Source organism: Streptomyces sp. NPDC012835 (assembly GCF_042900885.1).
Lineage (GTDB): Bacteria > Actinomycetota > Actinomycetes > Streptomycetales > Streptomycetaceae > Streptomyces.
Window position 1 is genome coordinate 1618016 of record NZ_JBIBBW010000001.1, and the last position, 22874, is coordinate 1640889.

Below are 22874 nucleotides of genomic sequence, written 5' to 3' on the forward strand. Positions count from 1 at the left end.
CATCTCCCTGCGCGGCGGCATCGGGGCTGATCTGTCCCTCAGGACTTCATGGTAGGCCGATTTCCCGCACCGGCGCGCTCGGGCGGGAGACTCGGGCGGGACAACTGGGCGGGCACCCGGGTGCCCGCCCAGCCGCGCACCTCCGGCTCGTCCAGGGAGCGGACCCACAGGTCCACCAGCGCGACGGTCCGGTCGCCCGGCCAGGGGCCGACGCCCATGACGCGCATCCCCGCGCGCTCCGCCGACTGGATGCCGACATGGGAGTCCTCGACCGCCAGGGTGTCGGCGGGCTCGGCGCCGCAGAGCCGGGCGGCGGCGAGATAGACGTCGGGGTGGGGTTTGGGCCTGATCGAGCCGTCCGGCACGACGACATGGCCGAAGTGGCCGAGCAGACCCGCGGTGCCGAGGCAGGATTCCACCACCTCTCTCGGGCAGTTGCTGGCGACCGCCAGCGGGGCGAACCTCGCGGCCGCCACGACGAGTTCGCGGGCGCCCGGCATGGTCAGCGGGTTGTCGTCGACCAGCGTGCGGAAGTGCGCGAGCAGTCTGCCCGTCATCTCCTCGCCGAGCTCCGGCCGGCCCGCCTCCTCGGCCATGAGGACGCCGCATTCCGTGTAGTGCAGGCCCTTGGCCCGCTCGGCGAAACCGGGAGCCGGGGTGAATCCGTACTCGCGCAAAGCGTTGATCCGCGCGTCCTGCCAGTGGATTTCGGTGTCCATGAGTGTGCCGTCACAGTCGAAAACGATGGCGGCGGGGGTCCAGGAAAGGATGCGGTGAGCTGTCATCCGGCTTTTTCCATTCGGGAAAGCCCTGATCGCGGCAGCGCTGGCCGCCGCACCGGTGCGAAACACCGGGGGCGCGTTGTGGCCACCCGCGGACATGCGGGTGGGATTCCAGGCGGGCACCGGCCTCTACGGAGACCCTGTCGGGCGACCGCCGAAGAACATAACGATCACTACGCTAGGGAGCATCACTCAGGGCAGTCAAGCGATTGCCATTAGTGTCCCTATGTGTTTATTGGTAGCGCAGCACGCCGAATGCCTTCTGTTCGCCGCCCTGAAGAAAGCGGAAGACGCAGGTCGTGTGGTGCGGCACGCACAGAACTCGGGCGGGCGGCGCGTATTCGATGAACCGCGCGGTTTTCAGCCGACCGGCGGTAGGCCGCATCAGTCTTCCCCCGCTTGCCAGCGCCGCCGCCTGCCGGGCCGCCTCCAGGACGATCATGCCGGGGAGGTGGTCGGTGGCGTGATCGAAGAAGTAGGGGTGTCGCGGATCCGCGGGTTCCACCATGAGGGTGGGCCCGTCGGCGGCGATCATGACGTCGTGCGCGCCGTTCACCCCGAGCCGGTGCGCGGCGGGCCGCACCGGCCGGACCGTGGGCGCGGGCGCGGGCGCGCCCGGCGCCTCCCACGCCGTACGGACGGGAGGCCGCGCGCCCCCCGTCCGTACGGCGTCGTACCGCTCCGCGCTCAGGAACCGCGAGCCGCCGCCGGCCCGCGCGAAGACCGCTCCGCCGGACCGGTAGGAGACCTGGAGCCGCAACCCGGTGACCTCACCGTCCGGCCCCCGGTGCACCCCGTCGACCAGCACATGGCAGCCGACCCTGGTGGCGCCGGAGCGCGCCAGGGGTTCGCTGCGCGGATCGATCTCGAAGTACAGATCGGTGATCACCAGCCGGGCCGACGGCGCCACCCCGAAGTACCGGAGCGGCAGGCAGATGCCGAGCTGCCGGAGCGTCTCGACGATCATCAGCGGGCTGTGCAGGTCGGCGCCGTCGCGCGGGAACGTCGGATGGGACCGAGGCCAGGAGGCAGCCGCCTCGAACCCGCCGCCCCTGGCCCGCCGTACATCGGTGAGCAGCACCTCGGCGACGGAGTCGCGGTGGACCCACTCGCGGGGGACGGTGCGCGACCAGGAGAGCGGGCGGAGCCGGGCCGGCGCGCGGCGCGCGGGGGTGCGCTCCGGGGGTGCGGGGGTGCGGTCCGGGAGTACGGGGGCGCTTTCCGGAGGTGCGTCGCTCACGGGTGTGCCACTCGCGGACGTGCCGCCGACCGCTACACCATCCACCGATGCGTTCATAGGATAAGAACAACTCAATTCACCCGACTGCGCACCCCAGCCCGGTTCGGCCAAACGCGCTACATTGCCTGCTGTCAGTTAACGGAACGGCAATCCGGAGTACACGTGCAGGTTCGAGCGGCGCAGGTGCGAGCGAAAACGACGCGGAGGTTTCTCCTGGAGTCGGCGGCACACCTGTTCGACGAGCGAGGTTATGCCGGAACCAGCATCAGTGACATCAGCGCGCGGTCGGGGCGCACCAGTGGAGCCATCTACTTCCATTTCGCGAGCAAGGAGAATCTGGCGCTGGCCATTGTCGAGGAACATTTCGCGACCTGGCCCGGTCTGATCGGCCGTTACGCGTCGGCCGAACTCGCCTCACTCGAAAAACTGGTCGCACTGAGTTTCGATGTGGCCAGGGCATTCCGCGACGATGTCGTCACCCGGGCCGGAGCACGGCTGTGGGCGGAGCGCGGCGCCATCGACGTCACGCTGCCGCGCCCGTTCGTGGGCTGGCTGGAGACGGTGACCGGACTGCTCGAAGAGGCGCGCCGGGAGGGGCAGCTCGCGCGCGGCGTGCCGCCGGAGGTCGCGGCGTACGGCCTGGTGTGCGCGTTCTTCGGACTGCACACCGTCTCCGACGCCCTGGAGGGGCGGCGGCAGATCGAGGAGGGGCTGCACGACCTGTGGCTGCTGCATCTCAACTCGCTCCAGCCGGAGCCCGATCCCGAGGCGCTGCTCGCGCGGGTGCGCGTGTACTGCGCGCGCGAGCAGGGCCGGGACGGGACACCGGCCCTGCGCCCGGTCGGCTGACGGAACGCGGGACCGGCGAAGTGCGGGTACGTGTGCCGGATGCCGGATGCCGCCCGGCAACTCCCCCGCACGGCGCGGGCGTTCACCATGGGGATTGACATGACATATGGACATCCAGGATCGTACTGGCCACCGGCGTAAGGGGTTTGGTGGCGAGTCGGGTTCGTCGAAGGTCCCGCGCCGCCTCGCCCGGAGCGCCTGTCCCGCCCACCCCCACCTGCCCATGCCACCGCCCCCGGCCGTCCCCGCCACCGCCACCGCCTCCGGGCCTCCCCGCTCCCTCCTCCAACCGAGCCGCTCCGTAAGGGAGATCCCCGTATGACCGTCCGTATCGGCGTGATCGGCGCCGGAATGATCGGGCAGGATCACATCCGCCGTCTGACCCAAGTCGTCACCGGCACCCGCGTCACCGCCGTCTTCGACATCGACGCCGCGCGCGCCGAGGCGGCCGCCGCCCCCGTGGGCGCCCGCGCCCTGCGCAGCGGTGCCGAGGTGATCGGGTCGGCCGATGTCGACGCCGTCGTCGTCACCTCGTGGGGCCCCACCCACGCGGAACACGTCCTCGCGGCCGTCGCCGCCGGCAAGCCGGTCTTCTGCGAGAAGCCGCTGGCCACCACCGCGGCGGACTGCCTCAAGATCATCGAGGCCGAGACGGCCCACGGCAGCCGGCTCGTACAGGTCGGCTTCATGCGCCGGTACGACGCCGGGTACCGGGAGATGAAGGGGGTCATCGCGTCGGGCGCGATCGGGGAACCGCTGATCGTGCACTGCGCCCACCGCAATCCGACCGCCCCGGCCTCCTACACCTCCGCGATGGCCGCCCAGGACACGGCCGTGCACGAGATCGACGTACTGCGCTGGCTGCTGGACGACGAGATCCGGTCCGTACAGGTGCTGAAGCCGCGCCGTACCCGTAACCGGCACGAGCACCTCCAGGACCCGCAGATCATGCTCTTCGAGACCGCCGCCGGAGTCAGGATCGACCTGGAGGTCTTCGTCAACTGCCGCTACGGATACGACATCCAGTGCGAGACCGTCGGCGAGGAGGGCCTCGTCCGCCTCCCCGATCCGGCGACCGTCGCGGTGCGCGGGGCCGGCCGGAACTCCACCGGGGTGCTCCAGGACTGGCAGGGCCGCTTCGAGGGCGCCTTCGACACCGAGTTCCGCGAATGGGCCGCCTCGGTGGCGACCGGAACCGAGCCCACCGGCCCCTCGTCCTGGGACGGCTACGCCGCGACCGTCATCACGGACGCCCTCGTCCAGGCCCTGGAGTCCGGCGCGGTGATCCGGGTCGAGGCCCTGGAGCAGCGCCCCGCCTTCTACGGAGGCGGCGCGGCGACGGGTCCGGCGGCCGGGGCGGGTCATTAGGACGGTGGGGGCCGGGGTGCGCGGCAGTCCGCCGGCGCTACGGCGCGGCACACTCCCGTACGGTCCGCCGCAGCCAGGTGTGGGCGGGGTCGTCGGCGAGGGAGGCGTGCCACACCGAGGAGACCGGGTACTCCGGCATCGCGATCGGCGGCGGGCTGATCGTGAGCCCCGCGATCCGGGCGTAGACCTCCGCCGCGTGCCGCGGGACGGTCGCGAGGGCGGGGACGGAGCGCAGCATCACCACCGCTCCGGCGAAGTGTGTCGTCGCGGCGACCACCCGCCGGGTCAGCCCCTGGGCGTCGAGCAGGTCGTCGACGATGCCCCGGCGGCCGTCGTGCGAGACCAGGACATGCGGATGCGCGAGGTAGTCCCGGCGGGTCAGTGGTACGGGGAGGTCCAGCAGCCCGGCGTCGAAGAGGCAGGCGTAGCCGGAGGTGAACAGCTCCTCCTGGCGGTGTGCGGCCCCGAGGGCCGGTGCGACGGCGACGCCGAGGTCGATCTCGCCCCGGTCGAGCATGTCCGCGACCACGGTGCGGTTGGTCTGACGCGCCACGAACCGCACGCCGGGGTGGGCGCCGCCCCGCTCGATCAGTCTCGGCATGAGGTGGGCCTCGATGTCGTCGGACATGCCCAGCGTGAACGTCCGCTCCGAGGTCTCCGGGTCGAACCGTGCCGCGCCGGTGAGGGCGCCGTGCAGGATGCGCAGGGCCGGTTCGGTGGTCCGGGCGATCTCATGGGCGCGCGGGGTGGGCTCCATACCCGTACGTACCCGGACGAAGAGGTCGTCACCGAAGAGGCGGCGCAGCCTGCCGAGAGCGGCACTGACCGCCGCCTGGCTCAGCCGCAGCTCGGCGGCGGCGCGGGTCACACTCCGCTCGCGCATCAGCGCCGCGAACACGATCAGCAGATTGAGATCGGCCCGCCTGAATTCGGTTTCATAGATATCGATCATCGTGGATATCAGTTTGCCGGATGCCGCGAGCCCTTCGTACGGTCGCCGTATGACGCATCTGACCGCGGCCGTCGTCCAGGCGGGCTCCCGACTCTTCGACACACCCGGCGATCTCGGCAGGGCCCGGGACCTGATCCGTGAGGCGGCCGGCCGGGGGGCCGAGGTCGTCGTACTGCCCGAGGCGTTCCTAGGCGGCTACCCGAAGGGGCTGGATTTCGGTGTCACCGTCGGCAGCCGCACGCCGGAGGGGCGGGAGCTGTTCCGCCGCTACGCCGAGTCGGCCATCGGCGTCCCCGGCCCCGAGACGGCGGAGCTGGCCGCGCTCACGCGCGAGCTGGGCTGCCACGCGGTGGTGGGGGCCGTCGAGCGCAGCGGTTCGACACTGCACTGCGTGGCGTTGTTCTTCGGCCCGGAGGGGTTCGTCTCCCACCATCGCAAGCTGATGCCGACGGCCGCCGAGCGGGTGATCTGGGGCACCGGCGACGGTTCCACGATGCCGGTGGTGGGGACGGGCCGCGCCCGGCTCGGCGCGGCGATCTGCTGGGAGAACTACATGCCGCTGTTCCGCGCGGCGATGTACGCGAAGGGCGTCGACATCTGGTGCGCGCCGACGGTGGACGACCGGGAGAACTGGCAGGCCACCATGCGCCACGTGGCCCTGGAGGGCCGCTGCTTCGTGCTGAGCGCCAACCAGTACCTGCGCCGCGCCGACCTCCCGGCCGATGTCCACCCCGTACAGGGCGACGCGCCGGAAACCGTGCTGATCGGCGGCGGCAGCACCATCGTCTCCCCGCTGGGCGAGGTGCTGGCGGGACCGCTCAGGGACGGGGAGGGGATCCTCACCGCCGAGCTGGACCTGGGGGACATCGCCAGGGGCCGGTTCGACCTGGATGTGACAGGGCACTACGCCCGGCCCGACATCTTCACCCTGGCGGTGGACGAAACCGCCCGTTAGTCCTGCGGGAGTCCTGTCGGAGTCCTGCCGGGGTGCGATGAGGGGCCGGGCGTCGGCTGTCGGGCCGCGGCTGTCAGGCGCCGGCCGTCAGTAGGGGCCGTTCACGTTGTCGATCGAGCCGTACCTGGCGGCGGCGTAGTTGCACGCGGCGGTGATGTTGGCGACCGGGTCATAGCTGTCCGTCGACGTGCCGGGCACGTGGTACGCCTGGAACGTGGGGTCGATCACCTGGAGGAGCCCCTTGGACGGGGTACCGGCGACGGCGTTGGAGTCCCAGTTGTTGATGGCCGCCGGGTTGCCGGAGGACTCGCGCATGACGTTGCGGTAGATCCCGTCGTACGAGCCCGGAATGCCGTGCGTCGCCATGACGTCCAGCGACTCGCGGATCCAACCGTCGAGGTTGTTGGAGTACGTCTTCAGCGCGGCCGGCGTGGCGTTGGCGACGGTCTTCGTGGCGGTGGCGGTCTTCGCCGTCGCGGTCTTCGCGGTGGCGGTCTTCGCGGTCGTGGCCTTCGCGGTCGTGGCCTTCGCGGTGGAGCCGAGGGTCAGCTTCAGGCCGGGGACGATCCGGGACGGGTTGCTTCCGATGGCGCCCCGGTTGTCCTCGTAGAGCTTCTTCCAGCCGCCGGTCAGGGAGTGCGCCTTCGCGATCTTGGACAGCGAGTCACCGGCGACGACGGAGTACGTCAGGGGCGCCTGCCGGGTGACCCCGGCGGTCGACGCCGCGGCCCCGGCGGTGGCGTGCCCGGTCGCGGGCGCCGCCTGGGCGGTGGTGGCCGCCAGCAGCGGCAGCGCGAGCACGGCGCCTCCCGCGCTCACGGCGACGACACCACGAGCGAGCGGGCCGGTTCTGGGACGGCGGTGTTTGGCCTTTGCGGACATGACGCATTCCTCTCCGTCGCCTGCGAGGTGAGCTGTCGGGTTCGGGCAGGAGATGCCCGGCCGCCACAACGACGACTTCACCCCGAGCCGGTCCAACCACTGAACCGGCGACTTACCTGGGTCCCCCGCTCCTGCCGTACGTGAGTAGGTGTGGGATTCCGGGCAGCGGCAGGATTCGGCGTTCTGTCCGGAGTGACGAGAACGTAAGCGAGAAGTCCCGGGAGAGACAAGTCCAGAAATCGCAACGCAATCCGAGAGGCCATTGCAGCCGGGAAGATCAGAAATATTCTTCGGCCCCGAAGGGCTTCAACTCTCCATTCCCGTGGGCCAAGTGAACGAGAAGGCATACCCATGAAACGATCATCTACGTGACACATGTCACGGGTTCGAGTGGATCTTCTGTCGCCACAACGCCACCCAGAGGGCTACAAGATGCACGAATATCACCCATATCGCCACCAAGGACAAGAGCACCAAAACACCCAAAAGCTCTACGAAGGGGCGAGCTGCCGCCCGAGCGACTCCGGATCGGGATTCACCCGTCCGAGACGCCACAGTTCGGCCTCCACTCCCCTTTGCCCAAGAAAAGATCAACACGAACAAAGGGCACGCTGATGTGTCGTCAATTCACAGCAGTGACGGCTTGATGCGACGTCAGAATTCAGCGCGCCTCCGCGCGAATGCGGGCTCTGTTCGCGTTTCGGCATCGCGCCCGCTGAACAGGAATACCCGAACCGGACCGTCCGCTCTCAAGGCCGCCGTACACGGCGCCGAGTCGGTCGCCAAAGCACATGGGGCCGCGAGGCCGCCACTGAGAAGATCCAGAATGGCGAGCCCCGCCGCGACTGCCTCACCGCCTGTGGTGCCAGGGAGACCGGGCCGACCGACCGAGTCGGCGCCACCACCTCCACGAGCTCGGTCATCGCCCCGTGGCTCCGAAGGCACCCGTGCCCCGCGAATCGGACACGCCGGTGCGTCCAACGTGTCCCGGCACGGGTGCCCTCAGCCTGGTCCGGGCGAGCAGGTCGAATCCGAGCACCCCTACGGGCCGTCCCGGGCGCGCGCCCTCGACAGCCCGCTCACCGGGAGTCGGGGACAGAACCGACCGGATCAGCGGGGCAGGGCCGCACGCTCCGGCTTTCCCGCGCGGCGGCCAGGGGAAGCACATACTGGCCGGCCAGGCGCGCGAGGTGCAGCGGGAGCGGGCGGGCCAGCGGTGGGTAATCGTCGTGGTAGCGCAGCTGATGCGTCAGCGTCGCCCACTCCGCCGGCCGGTCGGGCGTCTCCCCTTCGCGCCCCGCGTCCGCCAGCGCTTTCTCCGACAGACAGCCGAGCACGGTCACTTCGAGTTGCCCGGGGTTCCAGGCGGACTTGCCGGGGGCTGTTCGTCCCCGGGCCGTCGGCACCAGTTTCATCAGTCCCTTGGGGAGTTTCGCCGCCGTGTGCGGAGTGGCGGTCGTACTGGCGAACACCCTGCTCTCATCCTCGGCCGTCCCCCACACGCCCTCGGCGAAGCCGATCTTTTCCTTGCCGTCATGGGCATACCACTCCGCCACCTCCTCGCGCGCGTTCGCATCCCTTACGAGCACCAACCGCAGGTCGTTCCCGTAGATGGTGAGGCGCTGATCGGGTTCGGTGCCGAAACCGAGCATGTCGCGGGCCAACGATCCGTTGCGCAGGCGCGGCCAGCACTGGCGCAGATTGGCCGCGTCCGCCAGCAGGAGCGTCGGGCGGTCGCGGAGTTGGAAGAGCAGGGCGCGAAGCTGCCGCTCGGTCTCCCGCTCCTGGCGTTGCCGCGCGCCCAGGCGTTCGGCGGGCCCGCGCTCCGTTCCGGTGGTCGCGTCGTCATGCCCCTCGTACGAGTCCACTGCCTCGGCTGTCGGACCGGGGGTCTTGGAGAGCAGCAGCAACAGCTTCGGGTACGGCACCCACTGAGCACGCTCGGCGTCCCACCCTTCGATCGCGTCGGGCCCGTCTCCGGGGCGGATCCGCACCGCGACGAGACGGCGGACAGGGCAACGCGTAGGTCCCTTCCGGGTGTGGCGGACGAGCCAGAGTGCCGCGTACTGGAGGTCGCCGGGAATTCCGGCGCCCACCCTGTGGGCGGGTGGGCTGATCGCACCGATCTGCCGGAACGCGTCCAGCCAGGTCCACCGGGCCCGGTGTTCCAAGGCACTTGCGGCGTCCTCGGGCGCGTTGACGAACTGGCTGACCCACCCCTGCCGTGCCCAGGCGATACGCAACGCGTGTTTGGGATCGGAATCCGGGACAGCGGCGAAGCGGCCCTTGCCCGCGATTTCCGCGATCACGACACCGGCGTCGTCGCCACGCGGCGGCGCCAACCGGTCCGCCACGATTTCACACCGCCCTTCGGTCGCCTCGGCGAGCCGCGTGGCACGGGAACGCCTACGGTCCCGGGAGACCGGCAGTGCCTCGGCCAAGGGTCCGGCGGGCCGGGCGCGTACGCGGATGTCGATGCCGTCATCCCGCCACTGCCAGATGTCGTCGGTGCTCGGGCCCACTCTCTCCCCGGCGGCCGAACCGATGAGCTTGGGCAGCTCCGACAGCAGCGCGGCACGTGTCTCCGGGGACTGCCAGAAGACCTCGACCTCCAAGCGGCGGCCGTTCAGAGCGCGTGCCAGTGCCGCGCGGCGCTGCAGCGCCAGCTGCGCGTCCCGGACCCCGGGCTGCCCCTTGGTGGCCGAACGGGGAAGCAGGGATGGGGTGTTGCGTCTGGTGACTCGCGTGAGATCGCTGACCCGGCGCAGCACCGGACGCAGCCCTTCCTCCACCCAGGCGTCCAGGTCCGCCCGCTCCCGGGGCATCAGCCCGGGGCCCACCGCGTGCGGACCGACCGAAGGGTGGTAGACGATGCCGGCGGCCACGTCACGGCATCCATTGATCCAGCGTTCCGGATGGGTGAAAAGTTCCTCGGGTTCCGGGTAGCCACGCACGATGTCCAGTTCGGGCAGCAGCAGCGCGGGGCTGTGGCGGCGCCAGGCAAGCTCCTTGCGACGCCGGTCGTAACCGAGGGAGTTCACCGTCAGCCGGTGGCCCCGGTCAGGCCCTTCCGGCCACGGCAGTGGGGCGTCGAGCAGGACCGTCGCTCCACCGAGCCGGTGGGGGCGTACGTCCAGCCGCGTGGCCCACCGACGTACCTGGGTGGAGACATGGACACGGAACCGCGAGGCGAACGGCACCGTGTGGACGGTGATGTTCAGGCACGCGGAGTAGTACCAGGTCTGCTTGCGGTACTCGTACCTCTGTGGTGGCCAGGAGACAAGACGCGCTCCGTTGTCCGAACTCTCGACGCGGAATCGAAGGGTGACACCTCGTGTACGGAACGGTCGGGCTGCCAGCCGGAAGGCGATCCACTCCGGCAACAGGCTGTAGAGCCGTCGGACGGGCTCGGCGGTGCCTCCCGGCGATGTCACCGTCTCGGTGAGGTCGACAGGCTCGGTCTCCCATTGCGGGAGCGGCACCGCGGCAGCCGGGTTCTCGGACAGCAGCCGCTCTTCCAGATCGGGTCCCCCGCCGTCGTCGTCCTCCCGGAGCCGCCCCGCCGCCCAGGTACCGATCAGCGGGGCGAGGACCTCCGGCGGCACGGCTTCCCGTGCGTAGAGCCACGGCAGGCTGCCGTCGGTTCCCGCGTTGCGTCCGGTCGCGATGGCGCCCGGTGCCATGGCCTGGAGCAGGGAGTTCAGCTGACGGACGGGGAGCCGGTCGGGGCGGCCCGCACCGGCGTTGGCCTCGCCATGAAGCCGGGTGAGTTCCGTATACAGGTCCGTGCCGAGCCGCAGGACGCGTAGTTCCTCCCGCCACGGGCCGTGGAGCAGGTCGGGTTCGTAGGCAGTGACGCGAATGGTCTGGTACACGGATGCCTCCTAGCGGGCGGGACTGAGCTCTTTCGGGTGGGCCGGTGCGGGTGGGTCGGCGAGCAACCGGGCGAGCATGCGCCGCAACGGTTCGTACAGGGCCCGGGCGATGAACTGCTCTTCGGCGCTCTTCGTGTCGCCGTCGAAGTACGGGTCCAGTACGTCGAGCACGCTGTGCAGAAGGCTGGATTTCGGGGTGTCGGGGCGCGGGGGTGTCGCTTCGCGGTTCGGAGCGAAGGCGGCGTCGACGAAGACCACCCGGGCCGGCACACCACCACGCACCAGCCGCCCGATCACCTGCCACATCAGAACCAGCATGTCCCAGGTCACCCGCTCCCGTTCATCGCCGAGGCGGCTCCATGCCATCGAGCGTTCGAGCACCTGGTACCAGCGCGAGCGGGCAAGTCGGCGGACCTCGTCCGCGCCCTGCTCGACGGTGGCGCATCCGCGCACCCACGAGTCGAAGTCGCCGCCCGTGATGGCGCGGACGATCCAGTCGTTGACCGCGTGGACGGCCAGGGACAGGTCGTCCGGGTGTGGATTGGGGCGGGCCAGGAAGTAGACCGTGCCGATGGCTGCTTCACCGTCACTGTTGAGGATGTTGTGGCCACGCTCGACGGCCAGCAGGGGTGCTACGAGGATGTTCGTGTCGAGGTCCTTGAGTCGCTCGACGTCGCCTCGGCGCAGCGACGGGGCGCGGTAGGCGGACGGAGCCTCGTCCTCCGGGGCGATCTCCTCGTCGTCCGAGACAAGGCACAACACGCTGTCGCGCCAACGGGGGTTGAGGTTGTGGAGGGTGTCGGCCACGACACGTGCCTCGGCGTAGCTGCCGACCAGGAGAAGGATCTGCTGGCGCTCCGGCGGCAGAGACAGCATCTCCCGCTCCAGCGGGCCGCCGTCGAGGATGTCGTACTCACCCGCTCCCAGATGCGTGGCGATGCGGCGCAGTTTCTCGGGGCGCTCGTCGGGATCGGTACCGGACAGGCGCAGCTTCTCGTCACCGTCATCGATGAACTCGAAGCGCATCCGGCTCCCTTCCGCGATGCGCTCGGTCACGTCGGCCGGCGGTTCGATGATCACGCCGACCGGGACGCAGACGTGGTAACGGCTGGAGGCGCCCGCCCAGCTGCTGCCGGACATGAGCAGCAGATGGGCTCCGGGGCGGCCGTCGACGGTGGTGAGGTGGGGCATGGCGCGCAGCAGCTCCCGGCCGACCCCACTGCAGCGGAAGAAGGTCAGCTCGCCGCTGCGGATGCCGCCCTCGTCCTCGCCGGAAACCCGGAACTGGAATCCGAGTACGTTGCCCATGGGCGCTTCGGGCACCATGGGTCCGTAGTCGAGTGGCCTGCGGTACATCTCGTTGTAGCCCAGGCTGAGGGCCGCCTCCACCCGGGGCCACATGGCGTTGATCATGGCGAGTCGGGGTTCGAGAGCACACAGCAGCAGGGTGAATTCGAAGCGTTTGGCGAGTTCTCCGTGCCATTCCTCAGGGGTCTGCGGCGGCGGTGACGGCTTGGTCTCGCGCCCCGGGCGCACGCGTCTCTTCTGCCGTTCCTCTTCTTTGAGGCGCCACAGCGCGAGCTTCTCCTCGTAATCCTGTCGCCGGGAGGCCAGGTACGTCGCGTCGATGCGGAAGACCTCGTCCATGATCGTCGTCAGGTGGCGCCGGGTCTTCTCGGGATTTCCGGTGTGGAGCAGTTCGTTGAGCAGTCCGGTCAGCTCGCCGAAGTCCTGGTCCGTCCGTCGGAGGCGATCGCCGAAGGGGTTGTCGCGGAACGCGTCGAGGAAGTTGCCCAGAGCCTCCCGCGGCGTTTGGTCGCGGCTGTCCGGCTCACCGTCATCGGAGAGCGGATAGCGCTCGTCCAGCAGCCCGAGTTGGAGCGTCCAGGCACTGAAGTATCCCGTCCGTACCCAGCGGCGCAGGTCATGCCCGGTGACGAGCATCGCGTACAACCGGTCCGTCGCGGCTCCGGCGGTGTTCAGCGCGGCGGAGAAGATCTCCACGTCCCTCTCGGAGAGCTGGGTGCGCCCGCTCTCCGCGAGTTCCCGGATCTTGTGCCGGCTCAGCTCATCGATCAGGCCCTTGTCCTGGTCGCTGGCGAGAACGACCGCGGGCGCGAAGGTCCGGTCCAACTGCATCTGCACGTGGTCGGCCTCGTCGATGATCACGAGGTCGCTGCGGCGGCAGGCGAGTTCGAGGTAGCGGATACGTTCACCGTTCTGCGGGCGGGGTGGCGAGGAGTCGATCAGACCGGCGGGCGTGGCGACCCAGATGCGGGCCTCGACCAACGCGCGGGATCCGTGGTGCCGGGGGCAGACCGACCAATACGGGCAGCTCGTCTGACTCTTCTGCCAGGGGGACGACTGGCCGCGCCCTCTACCACGTCGCGGGTCCGACGGCGGTCGCAGCCGGGTGCAGGGAGCCTCGCCGAAGGCGAGCGGCTCGGCTGACGGCGTGGACTCCCGCCTTCGCACGTTCAGCGCGCAGGAGGTCCCCAGGTATACGAACGCGGGGTCGTCATGGGCGAGCAATCGGTGCTCCCCCCGCCCGGCCAGCCGACGGTGCAGCCGCTGGGCGTGTCGTTCCCGGCCGGAGGAGCCGAGCACGGGGGCGGCCGCACCCTCGGTGTACAGGTTGTAGAGCTCGACCAGCTTCAGCACCTCCGCGACGTCGGAGACCACCACGGTGGTGCGTTTGCCGAGCTTCGCGAGATGGACGGCGATGATGTCGCGCAGTGTGCTCTTGCCGGCGCCGACGATGCCGAGCAGGTGCAGGATCTTGTCGATCGTGAATGTGAAGTCGTGCGTCTTGTGAAACGTGCCCCCCTCTTTCTCCTTGGCGGACAGCTCGAAGGCCCGGAGTCGCTCCAGCCAGCGCGGCGGACTTCCGGTACCGGCACGGGCGTGCGTGGCGTCCATTTCCGCAGCGGTGTGCTCCAGGCCGCTCCTGGTGAAGATCAGAGGCTCGCCGGCCCCGGCGGGGCACAGGTCCATGTCGTGGGCCACGACGGGAGTGTCGGGGACGACGGGCAGGTCGACCACCGCCAGAGAGCGGCTGACGGGGAAAGCGTGTGGCCCCGGGCCCGCGACCGGCGGGCGCTTGCCCGCCAGCGGCGGAGCGGCCCGCAGCAGTTGCTCGTACGCCTGGAAGCGGTCGCTCGCGACGGAGATCTCGCGGCGGAGGGCCGGGGCCTCGATGTCCGGCACGTCATAGCCGCGCACCCTCGGATCGAACCGCTGATAGCTTTCGAGGGCCTCGCGCCACGCCCGTCCCCTGCGCAGGGTCCACAGCGAATACCGTGCGACGCGCAACGTCTTCTCGGCGTCCGGCGGCAGCGGCGCTCCATGGGCCTCCGCGAATCCATACCCGCTGAACAGCACCCAGGCACTGCCGGCCGGGCTGCCGGGCATCAGTCTCTGCTGAAGGTACAGGCCGAGTTCGACCTGGCACATTCCCTCCAGCGCGGGCTTGCGCACGGACGATCCCAGGAATGCCTGCAGGGCCCGGAGTACATCGGTCAAGGGCGGTGTGATGCTACGCATCGTCTCTCTTCTCTCCCCGGAGAACCCCCGGATCTCGGTGGTGTGCCACCCCGGCGTCGTAGCGGTTCGCGGGTGCCTCCCCGAGGCGGTGGAGGAGTTCGGCGGGCGTGGTCAGCACCAGCCGTTCCCGGAACGGGGTGGGCAGGGCGGCGGTGAAGGTCGCGCGGTAGCCGTCCCGCCGAGCGAGCCGGGACGGCACCACGACAAAGGTGCGGTCCGCCGACGGCGCGCCGGCGGTGAGATGGGCGGCGAGAAGGCCCGGCTGCAACCGGTCGTACACCTGGACGCTCGCGGTCTCGGAACCCGCGACCGGCAGGCGGTAGGCGCACAGGTGCCCCGATACGGCCTCGTAGCCGATTCCGGCGCGATCGAGTTGGTTCAGGACCGCCTCCTCGACTCCGTGCGGCAGCGCGAGGAAGGCGCGCAACGAGCGCCGCAGCACCCAGGCGTGGTCCGGGTCGCGGATCAGTCCGAGAGGTTCACCGTGCGGGCATTCCTCGCCCTCGCACCAGAAGCCGGATCCGGTGACGGGCGGCCCAGGAACGGGGATGGTACGGCCGCGGGGCAGTGCGGGAAGCCCGCAGGAAGGACAGCGCAGGAAGACATCCTCGACGAGCAGGGATTCGGGCAGCGGCCGGTACAGCTCCTTGACCCTGCTCCAGACGGCCTTGCTCCAGCCGGTCCCGAAGCGGTCCTGCTGGAGCACCACGGGGTGGCGCGCCAGGAAGTTCCGGCTACGCCGGTACCACTCGGCCGTTCCGCACCGTGCCTCAAGTTCACCCAGCAGCGTGCGGGCGTCCGCCGCCACACCCCCGGCCGATCCGTGAGAGGCGACTTCGAGACAGGTCCGGGTGGGCATCAGGCCGACGGGATGCACCAGCGTCGCGTCCGGGGTGACGAGGGAGGCGGGAACCTCGAAAAGCGGGTCCCCGGCCGGTCTGCTCCGGCACCACTCCCACAGCTCCGGAAGACTTCTCGGCGGGGTCTCCCCGATGTCCAGGCAGTGTGTCACCGTACGGTCCAGCGCGCGCTGGGCGAGACTGGGGTAGGGCAATGTGAACGAGCGGAGTCCCCGTACCTCGGCCAGAGCCGCCACCGCGCGGGCGAGTTCGCGGAACAACTCCGCTCCGGCACTCCGCTCTGCCTCGCCGGAGCCCGGCGGGACGCTCCGGCGCCCGGCCGTCCCCGCGCTCACGCGCCGACCCCGGTGGTGCGCGACGCCGAGCACCAGCGGGCGACTTCGCACCGGTGGCAGGCGGGTCCGGGGACGGGCGCGTAGTCGTCGTCCCCGTGCCAATCGGCCAGCATGCTCCGCAGGACCCGCTCCGCGGCCGTCCTGTTGGCGGTGGTGAAGGGGTCGACGATCTCCAGATCCGCGCCGCCGGGACGCAGCACCTCCAACTCGACCCGGGCACGGGCCGACGTACCCCCCAGATCGCCGCGCGCGACAAGCACGACGGCCAGGGCCAGTTGGGGGTACAGCTCCAACAGTGGGCGGTTCGACCGGCGGTCGCCGGCCGACGTCTTGGTCTCCCGCCACACCCAGGAGCCCTCGTCGCGGTAGAGCAGGTCGGGGGCGGCTACCACCACCACGTCCGCGGCTGTGTCGTGCCGGACCACCCGGGGTTCGGTCCTCACATCCGTACTGTTCCTGACGCACCCCAGCGGGCAGACCGCAGCGTGCCGGCGCAACAGGTCCACACCGAGGGTGCGTTCGTGGTCGGGAAGATCGAATCCGTCCGGCACCCAGTCTTCGGGCACCTCAACGGTGCAGGGTCGGGGAGAGCCGTGGCCGTGGCGGTCGGCGAGGTAGGCGTGCAGCGCCCTGCCGCGCTCGGCCGTCACTTCGCGTTCGATGGAGTCCGCCGCGGGCAGGTGCAACCGGCGCATGTGGTCACGCGCCGGACAGACACGGTAGTTACGCCCATTGGTCACCGACCACGTTCGCCGCGGTCGATGCGTCGCCTCGATTCCCAGCAGTCCGTGCGCGGAACGCAGAGCGGGGCAGACGGACGCATAGGGACACTCGCCGCACGAGGCACCGGGGCGGTACTCCCGGCCGTCCAGTACGCCGGCCAGCGCGCCGGGACCGTGTTCGCGGTATCGGGCGAGTGCTTGCGCCCGGCTTCCGGCGAGGAGTTCACGGGTACGGCCGTCGAGCAGCGCGAACTCCACGATCCGTACCCGCTCCGGCAGCGGCCCGGGCGTACCCTCGGCCAGCACCAGGGCGGCCGCGGCGATGAACCCTTCGGGCGGAGGATTTCGACTCAGGCGGTTCACGGGCAGGCGGAGTTCACGGAACGCCCCGTCACTGGAGGCCAGACAGCGCCCCCACACGGTGAACCGGAACTCCGCCGCGTTCAGCGGGGCCGGCCCGGCGGGCCGATAGCGGTACGTCCACGGTTCCGGAACCTCCCGCAGGGGACGGTCCGGATCTGCGGGGAAAGCCGCGTCGTACGCCTTCAGCCCATGGTCCGACCAGACCCGGAGGCCGTCGTGCGGCGTCGTGCTGCGCCTCCGACCCTGATGGGCAGTGGCACCGGCGGGCCGGACGCGGGCGTCGCAGGCCGCCATGAACGGGCCGAGAGCGAAGTGCTCCAGCCGCTCACGGCGACGTGGCGCGGGCTCGACGGGTTGATAGCCACGTGCCTTGAGGGCATCAGCCGCCGGGCACCGGAACTCTCCCCCCTTGAACATGCCGGCAGATACCTTGATGATCTCGGATGTGCGGCGCACCCCGTCCGGGGGAAGCCATGTCTGTGACATTCCTTGCCTCTTTTCTCGGGTACAGCCGTCAGGGATGGATCGGCGTCCCGCCGACGGGATTTCGAACAGGAGACGGAAGCGATCATGAAGAAGATCGAGAGACTTCTTGAAATCGAAGATCACTATGAAGTGCTGGGCCTGTTCGGCGACGGAGGCCAGGGCGACCTTTTCGTCGGCCGTCATCACAAGACCGGGGCGAAGGTGGCACTGAAGACTCAGAAAGCCCGGGACCTGGGGCCCTTGAGTGATTTCCAATGGGCGGGCTCAGATCTTTACGAAGAGGGCGACCGCATGTTGCAATTGGCCGCCATTCAGGCAATTCCCGACATCTTGCACACCGGCACGTACAAGGGTCGAGAGTGCCTTGTCATGGAATTCATCGAGGGTAAACAACTCCGCGATGCCGTGATGGCCAAACGTCCGGTAAGAGACACGCGAATCGTGGCCTCGATCATCGGTCAGCTGTGCGAGATCCTGCGGGAAGTACACGACAAGAAACTGGTGCACTGCGATCTGAAGCCCGAGAACGTCATCGTGGAACCGGACGGCCGCCTACGTCTCATCGACATGGGGCACGCGGTCAGGGTGGGAGCGACGACACATGAGCCACACGGCACCCGTGGCTACGCCTCGCCCGAGCAGTCGGACGCCAGTGATCAGGGTCTGACCGAGCGGGCCGACATCTTCGGGCTGGGCTGCATACTGCTGGAGATGACCGTGATGCGGCTGCCCTACGGCGGGCTGGAGGAACGGGCGGAGCGGGAATGCCCAGTGCTGCCCCCCGATCGACTTGCCGCCCTTCCCCCGGAGTTCGCGGCCCTCGCGTTGCAGATGGTCCGGTGGAAGGCCGAGGACCGCCCGTCGGACGTCCAGGAGGTCTTCGACCGGCTCCGCCGGCATCTTCCCCCACTCGGCTCGTCGCGACCGTCCAGGCGTCTGCGTCCCGACCCCACCGAGTACTACCGCAACCATCCGCCGCGGCTGTGACAGCGCGATCGCCTGCCGGTGAGCCTCACCTCAGTCCCTCCAGCAGATCCCGGGCCTCCTGCACGTCCACGTCCCCCATCCGCTCACGCAGCACAATGACCCTCTCCAGCTCGGCCACCGCCTCACAGATGAGACCGGCTGACACCAGGACGTCCGCGAAAAGCCGTCGCACCTGGTCCTCGCTGGGCCAGTTCCCCTGCTCGCGATAGATATCGGAGGCCTGCCGGTACAAGGAGATGGCCGCGTCCCGCTCCGCGCGGGCCAGACGCACCTTGGCCAGGGTGAACAACACGTCAGCCCGGCCATTGCGCTCGTCCGTCCGCTCAACCGCTCGAAGTGCGTCCGCGCACCGGCTCAAGGCGTCCGTGAACTCCCCCCGGTCGTAGTGGAGGGCCCCGACGGCGTTCAGGGCCGCCGCCTCTCCCACCGGGTCCGCCACCTCCCGGTACAACTCCTTCGCCCGGTGGAGATTTTCTTCCGCGCCCTCTCCGTCACCCCGCTTGCGCAACGTGATCCCGAGCGCGTACAGCGAGCGGGCGAGACTCAGCCGACCGGTGCTGCTGTCGTCCTTTTCGCTGAGCCGGACGGCACGACTCAGATGCACGGTGGCCAAGTCGAACTTGCCCAATCGCCACTCCGTTCCCGCCAGCATCCGGTAGACCATGGCGCAGTCGACCGGAGAGGCGGCGGCTTCCGCTGCCTCGGTGGCGCGCCCGAGGCCCGTCAGCGCGTCCGTGAGCCGGTGGCGACGCCACTGATAGGTGACCAGGGCCATCGGCAGCAGCCATACGTACCGTTCGATCCCCTGATTGACGGCCAGTTGGACCCCTCGCTGCACGGTGTCGTACTCCTTGTCCAGCAGCGCCATCGCCTCCTCCGGCGCCGCGGGTTCGATGAGCGTGACCCCGTCCGGCTCCCCGATGGGCAGGGTGCGCTGGTGGTCGAGTATCCGGTCACAGGCGCGTACATTCTGCAATTGGTGTTCCCATACCTGCCGCAGTGTTCTCCTCCTGAGGTCGGCCGTCTCCTCGGCGGGCACGGGATGGACGAGGTGGCGGGCGAAGGCACGCACCAAATCGTGCAGGCGGTAGCGTTCGGAGTGGAGTTCCACCAGGTTCGCCGCCACGAGTTCTCCCAGAGCGCGGTCAGCGCGCATCCTCCCGCCCTCCGATGCCCCGAGATCCATCACGGCATCCCAAGCAGCACTGGGGCCAGGGTGAACGGCCAACTGCCACAACAGCAGCCGGGCCTCCTCGCTGAGCGCGTTCACCGAGCAGTTCAGTGCCACGCGCACCGACATCTCGTGTTCCGGTAGGTGCAGAGCGTCCAGCCTCGCCCGCTCCTCTTTCATTTCCCGGACCAACGCGTAAATGGTGCCCATCGGACGGAACTCCAGTTGCCGCGCCACCACCGTCAGCGCGAGAGGCAACCGGCCGCACAGAGAGACCAGTTCGGCGAATGCCTGGAAGTATGTCGACCGGTCCGCCGGGGCGACTTTTTCGAGCAGCACTTCGAGGGCGTCCTCCTCCCGCAACGGCTCCACCTTGCGAAACTGCACCTCCTTCTTGGCACGCAGACCGCCCAGGTCATTGCGACTCGTGATGATCACACCGCTGGTGCCGACGCCCGGGAGCAGCGGCAGCACCTGCTGGGCGTTCAACGCGTCATCGAGCACCAGCAGAACCGAGCGGTGGGCCAGGGCGGAACGCAGTGCCGCGCTCTTGCCCTGCCGCCCTGTCGCCGTGGAATAAGGCGGCAGGGCGGCCAGGAACCCGTCGAGGACCTGCTCCGGATCGGCGGGCTGGGTCTCGCCGTCGGCGAATCCGTTCAGTTCGTCGTGGAGGATGCCGTCCGGGAACCGCTCCCTCAATCTGTGCGCGAGGGAGTGACCCACCGTGGTCTTGCCCACGCCTGCCATGCCGCTGATGACGACGAGCGCCGTACGGCCGGCGTCCTGCCGCTCGCATACGGCTTCGAAGAGGTCCCGGAGCAGGTCTTCCTGCCCGATGGGCTGTCGCTCATCAGCGGGTAACTGGTTCGGAACCGGTGGGAGCATCGCCCCACCGGACTGGATTTCGCCCCCAGACATCTGGTCGATGGTGCTCTGGAGATCGGCGTCCGGACTCCCGTGGCGCCTCGTCCACTGGCTGATGACGCGTTCACGCTGGCGGTCCGACAGTTCTTTTCCGTGGGCGAGCAGATAGAACCGGAATATCTCGGGCTGTTCCGGAGCGCGCTCGAACCATCTCTCCGTCTCCTCACGGAGCCACTTTTCCTCCCGGCATCTCCACCCCGCGTCCAGTTGGTCGTAGACGGCGGCCATCCGCTCCGCTCGCATCCGCTCCCTGCGGACCCCGAAACCCTTCTGTGGCAACCCTCGCAGTGGTTCGTCGTCGGCCCATTCCGCCAAGGCGACGCCGAGCCGCTCGAACCGCTCCGGGAGATTCGACAGGGCGGCTCTCCGCACTTCTTCACGGAAGCGCAGGTAGTCGACGCTCCCATCCGGCAGACGAAGCATGCAGAAGCCCGACTTGCCCCGGGGCACGATCTCCTTGCCCAGCTGCTTCCGGAGGTCCGCGACCGCCCGAGCCACCAAGCCGTCCGCGTTGTCGTTCCCCGGCCAGAGAACCTCCGCGACCTCCTTCCTGGTGCACCGGCATCCCGGTGATGTCGCCAACAGCCCGAACAGCGCGGCCGCCTTCGTCTTCCCGAAGACCCGCCCGTGACCGGCTACTTGGGCTCTGACCGGGCCCAGCACATGTCCCTCCAACGCCTTCTCCCTCCACACGCCGACAGCAGCGGGCCGCGCGCCCTTCAACGGCGCCCTTTGATCTGTGCGCAGCCGCAACCCGCTTCACACGCGTGTGCTCCTTCACGCCCCCGAGGCTCAGATTTCCCTCAGTTTCCGCTCTGCGATGCCCTCGTCCGTCCGGGCACGATGGCATCAGCCGCTCGCAGAAGAGCGAGATGCCGGCTCAGCCACGATCAGGAAGGACGTCCTGTCCTCATGAACAATCGTCAGCGAAGCCGTCGAATGAGCCGTCTCAGGCAGTCTCCCGGCTTCCCTCCCAGCCACCGCCGGCGAACGACCAACCGCCCCGAGGGCACGGCTCCCACGCAGCAGCCGACCGAGACCCCGGAAACGCCGTCCCCCGAATCCGCCTGACCACCACAAGTTTGAGGGTGCCCGCTCACGGGCGGGCGCCCTCCCCCTCTGTTCTGCCCCGCACCGCGCCGGCTCGTCGCCACCCCCGTGCGGCGGCGAACGCTTTCCCCTTCGGTACCTGTTACACCTCGGTGGTCCGCGACACCGTTTCCCGGCCAACGAGTTCACTACCTCACACGAACGCGGGAAAGTGAGGCGCGTGTGACTGCTTTCCGTTTTGTCCGGATCGCGAAACAGGGCCGTCCCGCACCACAGCTCAGTCCGCCCAACACCCGAGTACATTTGGCCACAAGAGAGGATTTTTCCTGATGTATCCCCCTCCTGCCAGCGTGTTCGCCTCGGTGAGGCAGTACTTCGACAACCCTCGCGTCAGGGATGCGGTCCTGGTGACTGTCGCCGCAGACGCGACCGGGTCCGAGCCGGTTCGGCTGACCCCCTCCGAAGCACACACGGCCCTGTACGGGCCGGGTGCCGACCCCGAGTTCTCAGCCGCGATCTGGCAGGCGGTGCTCGGCACCGCCCTGGCCGACCGCACTTCGCACGGGACCGAGAAGCTTCTGGTCATCTGGCTGGCACTGCCGAGGCTGTCCGAGACCGCCGATCGTATCTGCGATCGCCTGCACGTCGATCGATCCGACGTGGAGGCCGAGATGACCCTGGCCCTTCTCGAAGGGCAGACGGCCTCGGACGACCCGAGCCACGTCGCCATCGCGACCCTGATCGACACGGCGCGGATCAGGGCATGGTGTTTCGCCCGCGCCGGCATGCGTGAGATTCCCTTCACCCAGGTGGAGGACCTCGCGCAGGACCGTGCCGTCAGCACAACCGACGAGACAGCCGACACCCCCACGACAACGCGGGAGAGTCTGGACGTCCGAGTCGACCGCCTGGACGGACCGGACGGCCCCCAGGCCCCTCTGCGCTTCCAGGTACGCCCGGAGCACCTGCGCGAAGACACCTTCGACGACAGCGTGGACGAGACGGGGGCACGAAGGGTGGAGCGTGGCCCCCGGAAGCGTCGGATCAGGCGTCGCGTCGGCACCTCGCCGATCCGCCGTGCCGTGAGGCGGCCGTGACGCACCCGCCGTACGGTCAGCTCAGCTTCACCGAGATCTTCGAACTGCCGGTCGCGGTCGATCTGCGGACCGCGGCCCGGGCGCTCGGCATCTGCACCACGACCGCGTACCTGCTGATCCGCAGAAACACATTCCCCTGCCCGGTCCTTCGCGTCGGCGGCAGGTACCGGATTCCGACATCTGAGTTGATGCGCGTCCTGGGCATCGAGGAACGCCCCGTGTACACAGTGGAACTGGAAACGGATACGGGCAGCCTCGGAGCCGCTCCGTAGATCAGGTGCGACGGCCGGACGTCCGGCCGTGGGGGGGGGGCCCCCCCCCCCCCCCCCCGGGGCCCCCCCCCCCCCCCCCCCCCCCCCCCCCCCCCCCCCCGCCCCCCCCCCCGCCCCCCCCCCCCCCCCCCCCCCCCCCCCCCCCCCCCCCCCCCCGTACG

At 69.6% G+C, this 22874-nt stretch carries 15 protein-coding genes and 1 riboswitch; of the genes, 6 read left to right on the top strand and 9 right to left on the bottom strand.

Features of this window, described 5'->3' with window-relative positions; genetic code table 11:
• Positions 1-38: 38 nt before the first annotated feature.
• Both ACFY6S_RS06625 and ACFY6S_RS06630 read right to left on the bottom strand, forming a co-directional pair.
• On the bottom strand, positions 39-785 hold the full coding sequence (locus ACFY6S_RS06625) for an HAD family hydrolase (RefSeq protein WP_388823543.1): 747 nt from the start codon (positions 783-785) through the stop codon (positions 39-41).
• Positions 786-1014: 229 nt separating this feature from the next.
• Entirely contained in the window at positions 1015-2022 is a 1008-nt protein-coding gene (locus ACFY6S_RS06630; protein WP_388823545.1) for a ScbA/BarX family gamma-butyrolactone biosynthesis protein, read from the bottom strand.
• Between the two features lie 162 nt (positions 2023-2184).
• On the opposite strand from ACFY6S_RS06630, the gene ACFY6S_RS06635 reads away from it, so the two are divergent.
• Positions 2185-2871 carry a ScbR family autoregulator-binding transcription factor gene (locus tag ACFY6S_RS06635; RefSeq protein WP_388823547.1) on the top strand — a complete coding sequence of 229 codons (687 nt, stop codon included), beginning with the start codon at positions 2185-2187 and terminating at the stop codon, positions 2869-2871.
• 318 nt (positions 2872-3189) lie between these two features.
• Positions 3190-4239 carry a Gfo/Idh/MocA family protein gene (locus ACFY6S_RS06640; protein ID WP_388823549.1) on the top strand — a complete coding sequence of 350 codons (1050 nt, stop codon included), beginning with the start codon at positions 3190-3192 and terminating at the stop codon, positions 4237-4239.
• A 37-nt stretch (positions 4240-4276) separates the two neighbouring features.
• Here the strand turns inward: ACFY6S_RS06640 and ACFY6S_RS06645 are convergent, their stop codons facing one another.
• Positions 4277-5191: a LysR family transcriptional regulator gene (locus ACFY6S_RS06645; protein WP_388823551.1), complete on the bottom strand. Its 915-nt coding sequence runs from the start codon at positions 5189-5191 to the stop codon at positions 4277-4279.
• A 49-nt stretch (positions 5192-5240) separates the two neighbouring features.
• Here ACFY6S_RS06645 and ACFY6S_RS06650 point away from each other — a divergent pair, with 49 nt between their 5' ends.
• The gene (locus ACFY6S_RS06650; protein ID WP_388823553.1) at positions 5241-6146 is read left to right on the top strand and encodes a nitrilase-related carbon-nitrogen hydrolase; all 906 of its coding nucleotides are present in this window, start codon (positions 5241-5243) and stop codon (positions 6144-6146) included.
• Between the two features lie 87 nt (positions 6147-6233).
• On the opposite strand, the gene ACFY6S_RS06655 is transcribed toward ACFY6S_RS06650, so the two are convergent.
• From ACFY6S_RS06655 to ACFY6S_RS06675, 5 genes are all read right to left on the bottom strand, one after another.
• Entirely contained in the window at positions 6234-7028 is a 795-nt protein-coding gene (locus ACFY6S_RS06655; protein WP_388823555.1) for a transglycosylase SLT domain-containing protein, read from the bottom strand.
• Positions 7029-7032: 4 nt separating this feature from the next.
• A riboswitch (cyclic di-AMP (ydaO/yuaA leader) is annotated at positions 7033-7219 on the bottom strand.
• 888 nt (positions 7220-8107) lie between these two features.
• Positions 8108-10903: a pPIWI_RE module domain-containing protein gene (locus ACFY6S_RS06660; protein ID WP_388823557.1), complete on the bottom strand. Its 2796-nt coding sequence runs from the start codon at positions 10901-10903 to the stop codon at positions 8108-8110.
• Between the two features lie 9 nt (positions 10904-10912).
• On the bottom strand, positions 10913-14425 hold the full coding sequence (locus ACFY6S_RS06665; protein WP_388823558.1) for a hypothetical protein: 3513 nt from the start codon (positions 14423-14425) through the stop codon (positions 10913-10915).
• Between the two features lie 13 nt (positions 14426-14438).
• Entirely contained in the window at positions 14439-15641 is a 1203-nt protein-coding gene (locus tag ACFY6S_RS06670; RefSeq protein ID WP_388823560.1) for a hypothetical protein, read from the bottom strand.
• On the bottom strand, positions 15638-17143 hold the full coding sequence (locus tag ACFY6S_RS06675) for a PD-(D/E)XK nuclease family protein (RefSeq protein ID WP_388823562.1): 1506 nt from the start codon (positions 17141-17143) through the stop codon (positions 15638-15640). The genes ACFY6S_RS06670 and ACFY6S_RS06675 overlap by 4 nt, the downstream gene beginning before the upstream one ends.
• A 153-nt stretch (positions 17144-17296) precedes the next feature.
• Here ACFY6S_RS06675 and ACFY6S_RS06680 point away from each other — a divergent pair, with 153 nt between their 5' ends.
• Entirely contained in the window at positions 17297-18199 is a 903-nt protein-coding gene (locus tag ACFY6S_RS06680) for a serine/threonine protein kinase (RefSeq protein WP_388823564.1), read from the top strand.
• 25 nt (positions 18200-18224) lie between these two features.
• Here the strand turns inward: ACFY6S_RS06680 and ACFY6S_RS06685 are convergent, their stop codons facing one another.
• Positions 18225-20957 carry a tetratricopeptide repeat protein gene (locus ACFY6S_RS06685; protein ID WP_388823566.1) on the bottom strand — a complete coding sequence of 911 codons (2733 nt, stop codon included), beginning with the start codon at positions 20955-20957 and terminating at the stop codon, positions 18225-18227.
• A 794-nt stretch (positions 20958-21751) separates the two neighbouring features.
• On the opposite strand from ACFY6S_RS06685, the gene ACFY6S_RS06690 reads away from it, so the two are divergent.
• Entirely contained in the window at positions 21752-22441 is a 690-nt protein-coding gene (locus tag ACFY6S_RS06690) for a hypothetical protein (protein WP_388823568.1), read from the top strand.
• Positions 22438-22713, top strand: a complete 276-nt coding sequence (locus tag ACFY6S_RS06695; RefSeq protein ID WP_388823570.1) for a helix-turn-helix domain-containing protein — start codon at positions 22438-22440, stop codon at positions 22711-22713. The genes ACFY6S_RS06690 and ACFY6S_RS06695 overlap by 4 nt, the downstream gene beginning before the upstream one ends.
• The last annotated feature ends 161 nt before the right edge of the window (positions 22714-22874 follow it).

Bases quoted from the DNA above. Each gene is read 5' to 3' on its own strand.
- ACFY6S_RS06625 (WP_388823543.1), bottom strand. From the start codon at position 785: ATGACAGCTCACCGCATCCTTTCCTGGACCCCCGCCGCCATCGTTTTC.
- ACFY6S_RS06640 (WP_388823549.1), top strand. From the start codon at position 3,190: ATGACCGTCCGTATCGGCGTGATCGGCGCCGGAATGATCGGGCAGGAT.
- ACFY6S_RS06645 (WP_388823551.1), bottom strand. From the start codon at position 5,191: ATGATCGATATCTATGAAACCGAATTCAGGCGGGCCGATCTCAATCTG.
- ACFY6S_RS06650 (WP_388823553.1), top strand. From the start codon at position 5,241: ATGACGCATCTGACCGCGGCCGTCGTCCAGGCGGGCTCCCGACTCTTC.
- ACFY6S_RS06655 (WP_388823555.1), bottom strand. From the start codon at position 7,028: ATGTCCGCAAAGGCCAAACACCGCCGTCCCAGAACCGGCCCGCTCGCT.
- ACFY6S_RS06675 (WP_388823562.1), bottom strand. From the start codon at position 17,143: ATGTTCAAGGGGGGAGAGTTCCGGTGCCCGGCGGCTGATGCCCTCAAG.
- ACFY6S_RS06680 (WP_388823564.1), top strand. From the start codon at position 17,297: ATGAAGAAGATCGAGAGACTTCTTGAAATCGAAGATCACTATGAAGTG.